Origin of the sequence: Aestuariivirga sp. (assembly GCF_044239095.1) — a bacterium.
GTDB lineage: Bacteria > Pseudomonadota > Alphaproteobacteria > Rhizobiales > Aestuariivirgaceae > Aestuariivirga.
Window position 1 is genome coordinate 1 of sequence record NZ_JBIICB010000217.1, and the last position, 7454, is coordinate 7454.

Consider the following 7454-nt stretch of genomic DNA (forward strand, 5'->3'; position numbering starts at 1 on the left):
TCTTCTTCCGCGGCATGAGCCGGGAGGAGGCGGTGGGGCTGACGCTCGCCATGCGCGACTCCGGCACGGTGCTCAAATGGGACCTGCCGGGCCCCGTGGTGGACAAGCATTCCTCCGGCGGCATCGGCGATAATCTCTCGCTCATGCTGGGCCCCATGCTCGCCGCCTGCGGCTGCTTTGTGCCGATGATCTCGGGCAGGGGCCTCGGCCACACCGGCGGCACGCTGGACAAGCTCGACTCCATCCCGGGCTACGCCACCCAGCCCGACCTTGACCTCTTCCGCCGCGCCACGCGTGAGGCAGGCTGCGCCATCATCGGCCAGACGGCGGATCTGGCCCCCGCTGACAAGCGCCTCTATGGCATCCGCGATGTCACGGCGACGGTGGAGTCGATCCCGCTCATCACTGCCTCGATCCTCTCCAAGAAACTCGCAGCGGGCCTCGGCCATCTGGTGCTGGACGTGAAGACCGGTTCCGGCGCTTTCATGGCCACCATGGAGGAAGCGCGCGGGCTCGCCGAAAGCCTCGCCGCCGTGGCGAATGGCGCAGGCCTTCCCACCACCGCGCTCATCACCGATATGGACGAGCCGCTGGCAACTTGCGCTGGCAACGCCCTCGAAGTGGCGAATGCAGCGGAATTCCTGCTGGGCCGCCGAGCTGAACCGCGCGTCATGGAGATCACGCTGGCGCTCGGCGCTGAACTGCTGCTCAGCGCCGGGATCGCGTCCGATAATGCCGCAGCGCGTGTCAAGCTTCAGCAGACGCTCACCAACGGAAAGGCCGCGGAGCATTTCGACAGGATGGTCGTGGCACTCGGCGGCCCGTTGAACTTCCTTGCGAACCACGAGAAGCATCTCGCCCCCGCACCCATCATCCGCCCCGTCCCTGCGGAGGCCGAAGGCTATGTCTCCGCCATCCGCACGCGTGAACTCGGCCTTGCGGTCATCGAACTTGGCGGCGGGCGGCGTGTCGCCTCCGACCGGATCGACCATCGCGTCGGACTTTCCGCACTCCTCGGCAAGGGGGACCGGGTGGAGCGGTCCGCGCCGCTCTGCCTCGTCCATGCGGCGGATGAGGCGGGTTTCGCAAAGGCTGCGGCGATGGTGAAATCGGCCTATGCTGTGGGGGAGAAGCCCGCCCGCTCAGCCACCGTGCTGGCGCGGGTCACGGCCTGACCATGGAGGCGGAATGCCGCGTGCCTTTCTCCTGATTCTCGACAGCTTCGGCATCGGCGGTGCGCCTGACGCCGCAAGCTTCGGCGATGAGGGTGCCAACACGCTCTGCCACATCTGCGATCACATGGCACTCCGCGTGCCCCATCTGGCAGCGCTGGGGCTGGGGCAGGCGTCGGAACTCTCCACCGGTCGCAACCCGCTCGCCGCCCATCCGCTCATCGGCCAATATGGCGTGGCGCGCGAGGTCTCGCGCGGCAAGGACACGATCACCGGCCATTGGGAAATCGGCGGCGTGCCGCTGCAATTCGGCTGGGGCTATTTCCCGCATGAGATCCCGGCTTTCCCGCAATCGCTGATCGATGCAATCGTCTCCCGCTGCAATCTTCCGGGCCTTCTCGCCCTGCGCCATGCCTCTGGCACCGAGGTCATCGAGGATTTCGGCGAGGAGCACATCCGCACCGGCAAGCCCATCGCCTATACCAGTGCCGACAGCGTGCTGCAGATCGCAGCACACGAGCAGCATTTCGGGCTGGAGCGGCTTTACGAGGTCTGCCGCGTGACGCGCGAGCTTACCTACCCCATGAACATCGGCCGCATCATCGCGAGGCCCTTCATCGGCGATCGGCGCGGCGAATTCACCCGCACCGGCCACCGCAAGGACTTCGCGGTCACACCACCTTCGCCCACGCTGCTTGCTGTGCTGAGTGCGGCGGGCCGCGACGTCGTCTCGGTCGGCAAGATCGGCGACATCTATGCCCATGCCGGCACGGGCCGCGAGATCAAGGTCTCGGGCAATCCGGCCTTCATGGAGACGACGCTGGCCAACATGGACGGGCTGGCGGATGGTGGCTTCCTGATGACGAATTTCGTCGACTTCGACAGCGAGTTCGGCCACCGCCGCGATCCGGTTGGTTATGGCCGCGCGCTCGAGGCCTTCGATGCGGAGATGCCGCGCATCTTCGCGAAGCTGAAGCCGGGCGATCTCCTCGTGCTCACCGCCGACCACGGCAATGACCCGACATGGAAAGGCACCGACCACACGCGTGAGCAAGTGCCGGTGATGAGCTACATGCCCGGCATGCAGCCTGGCAGCTTCGGCCTGCGCATGAGCTTCGCCGATATCGGCCAGACCATTGCGCGGCACCTGGGCGTCGGCCCGCTTGGCGCTGGCGCCGCGTGGGATCCCGCTAATCCGGGCGCTTCAGCACCGCCTGCAGCACGTTCCTGACGCCGACAGCTCCCAAGAAACGGTCGTTCTCATCGAAGATCGCCACCGGGGCCACGTCGGTGTTGTGGATTGCCAGCATCACGGTCTTGAGCGACGTGCCGGGCCGCGCCCAATAGACGGGCCGCGTGCCCTCCTCGACGGGGATGTCGATCTGGTCGCAGGAAACCCATGTGGCCGGCTGCCCGTCGCGCTCTGCGGCGGTCACCTTGCCGTCGGCCCCCAGATGGAAGCGCGTGGTGCGGCGCTTGTCGAGCCACACCCAGCCATCGGCATCGCGCGCGAGTTCGGGAAGGCCGCGCATGACGTTCCACGCCGTCAGCACCGAGAGCGGGTTCACGTTCGCGATGAAGTCCCGCACATAGTCGTTGGCGGGCTTCAGCACGATGTCTTCAGGTGTCCCCGACTGCACGATGCGCCCGCCCTCCATGATGGTGATGCGGTTGCCGATCTTGAGCGCCTCCTCCAGGTCATGGCTGACGAAGAGGATGGTCTTCTTGATCTGCTTCTGGAGCTGGATCAACTCGTCCTGCAGCTTGGTGCGGATCAGCGGATCCAAGGCCGAGAAGGGCTCGTCCATCAGCAGGATTGGCGCTTCGGTGGCAAAGGCGCGGGCGAGCCCCACGCGCTGCTGCATGCCGCCCGAGAGTTCATGCACGAACTTATTGGCCCATTGTTCGAGGCCGACCAGCTTCAGCTGCTTGTCCACCCGTGTCCTGCGCTCGGCCTCGGGCACGCCAGACAGTTCGAGGCCGAAGCCTGCGTTCTCGCGCACCGTGCGCCAGGGCAGGAGCGCGAACTGCTGGAACACCATCGACACCTGTTTCTGGCGGATGTGCCTGAGGGCTGCCTGGTTGCAGCTGGCGACATCCACCATGTGCTCGCCATCCCGCACCAGAACGGCGCCGCCCGTTACCTTGTTGAGGCCGTTCACCGCGCGCAGCAGCGTGGACTTGCCGGAGCCCGAAAGCCCCATCAGCACGCTGATCTCGCCTTCGTTGACGGTGAGGTTGGCGCCGGTGGCGCCCAGCACTGCCCCGGTTCGGCTCAGGATCTCGGTACGGCTCACGCCGTCATGCGCCAGCTTCTGCGCCTCGGCGGCGTTTTCGCCGAAGATGATGTCGACGTTGCGGAACTCGATCGCCGCCGTCATTTCCGGGCTCCCGCCTTCACTGCCAGCATGCGGTCAAGGATGATGGCCAGCACCACGATCGCAAGCCCCGCCTCGATGCCGAGCGGAATGTTGCGGTTGGCGAGCGCCTTGTTCACCGGGTTGCCGAGGCTGGGTGCGCCGATGAGTGTCGCGAAGACCACCATGGACAGCGAGAGCATGATGCATTGCGTGAGCCCCGCCATGATGGAGGGCAGGGCGGCGGGCAGCTCAACCTTCCACAGCAGTTGCCGCTTTGTGGCGCCGAAGGCCTCTCCGGCCTCGATCATTGGCCTCGGGATCGAGGTGATGCCGAGATAGGTCATGCGCACGGGGGCCGGCATGGCGAAGATGATGGTGACGATGAGCGCTGGGGCGGCACCGAGCCCGAAGAGGATCAGGATCGGGATCAGATAGACGAATGTCGGCATGGTCTGCATCAGGTCGAGCACTGGCTGCAGCACGCGCCAGACGCGCGGATTGTGCGCGGCCCAGATGCCGAGCGGCACGCCGATCCCCATGGAGAGGGCCGTTGCGCCGCTGACCAGCACCAGCGTCTGCACAGTCTCCTTCCAGAGACCCTGATTGAGAATGAAGAGAAGTCCGATGAACACTCCGGCGGCCAGCTTCCACGACTTGCGGAGCCACCAGGCAAAAAGGGCGATCAGCAGCGCCAGCAGTATCGGCGGCAGCATCAGCAGGCCCGCCGTGGTGCCCTCGACCACGAAATTCAGCGAGACCTTCAGCGCGTCGAACAACCACTGGAAATAGTCGACGATGAAATCAATGAGGCTCTTGCCCCACTTGCCGACGGGTATCTTCCACGATCTGATCAGATCGGAGACCGGATCCATGTGCCTCTCCCCCGGTGCGTGAGGAGAGGCCCGGAAGGTTTTTCCTCCGGGCCTCTATATGCTTGCGTCAGCGCGCGTTCCGACCAGGTGGAATCACCTGGTCGAAAAGAACTCGCGCAAGTTCAATAGCTTGAGCATGATCTTGTCGCAAAAGTGGTTTCCACTTTTGCGGATCATGCTCTAGCCCTTCAACGCGGCCGCAACGGCCGCAACGGCGTCGCCGCCGTCAATGGTCGTCACGCCTTCGAGCCATGGCTTCACCGCATCAGGATTGGCCTTCAGCCAGGCCCGCGCCGTCTCCTTGGGGTCGGCGCCGTCCTTGAGGACCGGAGCCATCATCGCGCCTTCCATCTCAAGCGTGAACTTGAGGTTGGAGAGCAGCTTGCCGGCGTTCGGGCATTCCTGCGTATAGCCGGCGCGCACATTGGTGAGCACGCTTGCCGCGCCGAAGCCTGAGTCGCCCATGCCGTCGAGATAGTGGATCTTCATTTCGCCCATGATCGGGTGCGGGGTCCAGCCGAGGAAGATGATCCACTCATTGTTCTTCAATGCCTTCTCGGCCTCGGTCAGCATGCCTGCCTCTGAGCTCTCGACCAGCGTGAAGCCCGAGAGATTGTTCTTGGCATCGTCGATCATGGTCTGGATGATGCGGTTGCCGTCATTGCCGGCCTCGATGCCATAGATCTTTCCGCCGAACTTCTCGGCGTTTGCGCCAAGGTCGGCAAGCGACTTGACGCCTGCATCTGCCACATACTGCGGAATGACGAGGCCGTAGCCTGCACCCTCGAGATTGGTGCCGATCTGCTCCACCGACTTGTCGTCGAGGTAGGGCTGGATGTCGGCCGTCATGGAGGGCATCCAGTTGCCAAGGAAGGCATCGATGTCCTTGTTCTTGAGCGAGGCATAGGTGACCGGCACCGACAGCGTGGACACCTGCGGCTCATAACCCAGCGCCTCGAGCACCACCGAGGTGGCGCCCGTGGTGACCTGGATATCGGTCCAGCCCACATCGGCAAAGCGCACTGTCTTGCAGCTCTCCGGCTCAGCCGCATGTGCGGATGCCGTCATTGCCACACCAATCATCGCGGCAGCTGCCAGACTCTTCATCATGATCGATTTCATTCACGTCTCCCATGTTTTCCCGGGAGTCCTTCTCAGCGCTCTCGGGTAATTGGAGAATTCTAGGCCACAGAAACACCGGGCCGCAACTTTTTCTTGGACGAACAACCAACAAAAATCTACGTTTCTGGCGGGAGGGGTTATGCCGAAGCTGGGAATGGGTCCGATCAGGCGCCAGCAGCTGGTTGAGGCCGCAATCGCTGTCATCCATGAGCGGGGCTTCGCCAATGCCACGGTCGTGCGCATCGCTGAACGGGCAGGCATCTCCGCCGGGCTGGTTCATCACTATTTCCACAACAAGGACGACCTGCTCTTCGCCACCATGCGGCATCTGCTGGCCGAACTGCGGACCGACGTCGTGGCCCGGCTCTCCCATGCATCCGGTCCGCACCAGCGGGTCTGCGCCATCATCGACGCCTGTTTCGGCGATGAGCAGTTCGACGAACAGGTCTTCAGCGCCTGGCTGGCGCTCTATGGCAATGCCCGCCAGTCAGACAGGCTGCGGAATATCCTGTCCGTCTATCACCGCCGCCTCCGGAGCAGTCTCGTCCATGAGTTGCGCAGCCTCGTTCCGAAGTCCGAGGCACTGCGGCTTGCCGAGGGCATCGGCGCAATGATCGACGGGCTGTGGCTGCGCTATGCGCTGACAGGCAAGCCGAACGACCCCGAGACGCCGCGCGCCCTCACGCGTGATTATCTCACAGCTTCGCTCGAACGGTCTTTCAACCGGGGCCGCACCGGACTAGACATGGCGTCCTGAGTTGAGGGAGGCGATCACATGAAGCCTGTAAAGTGGGGTATCATCTCCACCGCAAACATCGGGGTGGCGAAGGTCATTCCTGGCATGCTGAAGAGCAAGGACGTCGAGATCGTCGCGATTTCCTCGCGCAAGAAGAAGACGGCGCAGGAGTGGGCGGCAAAGCTCGGGATCCCCAAGGCCTATGGCTCCTATGAGGAGATGCTGGCGGATCCGGAGATTGAGGCCGTCTACAATCCGCTGCCCAATCACCTGCATGTGCCACTGACACTGGCCGCAGCGCGCGCGGGCAAGCATGTGCTGTGCGAAAAACCCGTTGCCATCACGGCGAAGGAGGCAGCACAGCTCCGGAAGGCGCCGAAAGACGTCCACATCGCCGAAGCCTTCATGGTGCGCCACGCCACGCAGTGGCTTGCCGCGCGCGACCTCGTGAAGAAGAAGAAGATCGGCGACGTGCGCGCGATCCAGGTGATGTTCGCCTATTTCAACCGCGACCCCAAGAATGTGCGCAATATGGCGGATATCGGCGGCGGCGGCTTGCTCGACATCGGCTGCTACCCCATCACCGTCTCGCGCTTCATCTTCGATGCGGAGCCGGTGGCGGTGACGGCGACCTTCGACCGCGACCCGAAGTTCAAGACGGACCGGCTGGCGGGGGGCCTTGCCGACTTCGGCGAGGGCCGGCATCTGTCCTTCACCGTCTCCACCCAGCTCGCGCCCTATCAGCGCGTCAACATCATGGGCACCAAGGGGCGGATCGAGATCGAAATTCCCTTTAACGCGCCTCCAGACAAGCCAAACCGCTATTTCCTCCAGGGCATGGAGATGAACCAGGGGCAATGGACGGAGCTTCCCGTCTCCGACCAGTACCAGCTCCAAGCAGAGGCCTTCGGGCGGATCGTCCGCGGCAAGCAGAAGCCGGTCTGGGGGGTGGAGGACGCCATCCAGAACATGAAGATCCTCGATGCCTTCTTCCGCTCCGAAAAGAGCCGGAAATGGGAAAAGCCCTGAGCCATTGACGGCGGGGTCTCCCGTCACTATAAGCCCGCCATCCCGATGGGCCGGGAAGGCGGGCCGTCTGCCACAAGGCATGCGGTCCTTCGTCTTTGAAGGCCCATCAACCGAATTCCAGAGAAGCAGGACCAAACCTCATGGCCAATACCAAATCGGCGAA

At 63.9% G+C, this 7454-nt stretch carries 7 protein-coding genes; 4 read left to right on the forward strand and 3 right to left on the reverse strand.

All coding sequences use genetic code 11. From position 1 onward, the window contains the following. Together deoA and ACILRA_RS16850 are read left to right on the forward strand one after the other, a co-directional pair. A partial coding sequence (gene deoA / locus ACILRA_RS16845) for a thymidine phosphorylase (RefSeq protein ID WP_395663227.1) occupies positions 1–1175 on the forward strand: 1175 nt, incomplete at its 5' end. Positions 1176–1188: 13 nt separating this feature from the next. Continuing rightward, on the forward strand, positions 1189–2403 hold the full coding sequence (locus ACILRA_RS16850; protein ID WP_395663228.1) for a phosphopentomutase: 1215 nt from the start codon (positions 1189–1191) through the stop codon (positions 2401–2403). Here ACILRA_RS16850 and choV read toward each other — a convergent pair. The 3 genes from choV to choX all read right to left on the reverse strand — a co-directional run bounded on the left by choV (position 2363) and on the right by choX (position 5514). Continuing rightward, positions 2363–3553 (reverse strand): choline ABC transporter ATP-binding protein, encoded by a 1191-nt coding sequence (choV, locus tag ACILRA_RS16855; RefSeq protein ID WP_395663229.1) that lies wholly within the window; start codon positions 3551–3553, stop codon positions 2363–2365. The two genes, ACILRA_RS16850 and choV, sit on opposite strands and share 41 nt — an antisense overlap. Continuing rightward, positions 3550–4404 (reverse strand): choline ABC transporter permease subunit, encoded by an 855-nt coding sequence (choW, locus tag ACILRA_RS16860; RefSeq protein WP_395663230.1) that lies wholly within the window; start codon positions 4402–4404, stop codon positions 3550–3552. Before choW ends, choV begins: the two co-directional genes overlap by 4 nt. 180 nt (positions 4405–4584) lie before the next feature. After that, positions 4585–5514 (reverse strand): choline ABC transporter substrate-binding protein, encoded by a 930-nt coding sequence (choX, locus tag ACILRA_RS16865; RefSeq protein ID WP_395663233.1) that lies wholly within the window; start codon positions 5512–5514, stop codon positions 4585–4587. A gap of 151 nt (positions 5515–5665) precedes the next feature. On the opposite strand from choX, the gene betI reads away from it, so the two are divergent. Together betI and ACILRA_RS16875 are read left to right on the forward strand one after the other, a co-directional pair. Beyond that, positions 5666–6283, forward strand: coding sequence for a choline-responsive transcriptional repressor BetI (gene betI / locus ACILRA_RS16870; RefSeq protein ID WP_395663231.1), 618 nt, complete (start codon positions 5666–5668; stop codon positions 6281–6283). 18 nt (positions 6284–6301) lie between these two features. After that, positions 6302–7291 (forward strand): Gfo/Idh/MocA family protein, encoded by a 990-nt coding sequence (locus tag ACILRA_RS16875; RefSeq protein WP_395663232.1) that lies wholly within the window; start codon positions 6302–6304, stop codon positions 7289–7291. The last annotated feature ends 163 nt before the right edge of the window (positions 7292–7454 follow it).

Excerpts from the sequence above, each read along its gene's own strand:
- choW (WP_395663230.1), bottom strand. The coding sequence starts at position 4,404 with ATGGATCCGGTCTCCGATCTGATCAGATCGTGGAAGATACCCGTCGGC.
- choV (WP_395663229.1), bottom strand. The coding sequence starts at position 3,553 with ATGACGGCGGCGATCGAGTTCCGCAACGTCGACATCATCTTCGGCGAA.
- ACILRA_RS16850 (WP_395663228.1), top strand. The coding sequence starts at position 1,189 with ATGCCGCGTGCCTTTCTCCTGATTCTCGACAGCTTCGGCATCGGCGGT.
- ACILRA_RS16875 (WP_395663232.1), top strand. The coding sequence starts at position 6,302 with ATGAAGCCTGTAAAGTGGGGTATCATCTCCACCGCAAACATCGGGGTG.
- betI (WP_395663231.1), top strand. The coding sequence starts at position 5,666 with ATGCCGAAGCTGGGAATGGGTCCGATCAGGCGCCAGCAGCTGGTTGAG.
- choX (WP_395663233.1), bottom strand. The coding sequence starts at position 5,514 with ATGATGAAGAGTCTGGCAGCTGCCGCGATGATTGGTGTGGCAATGACG.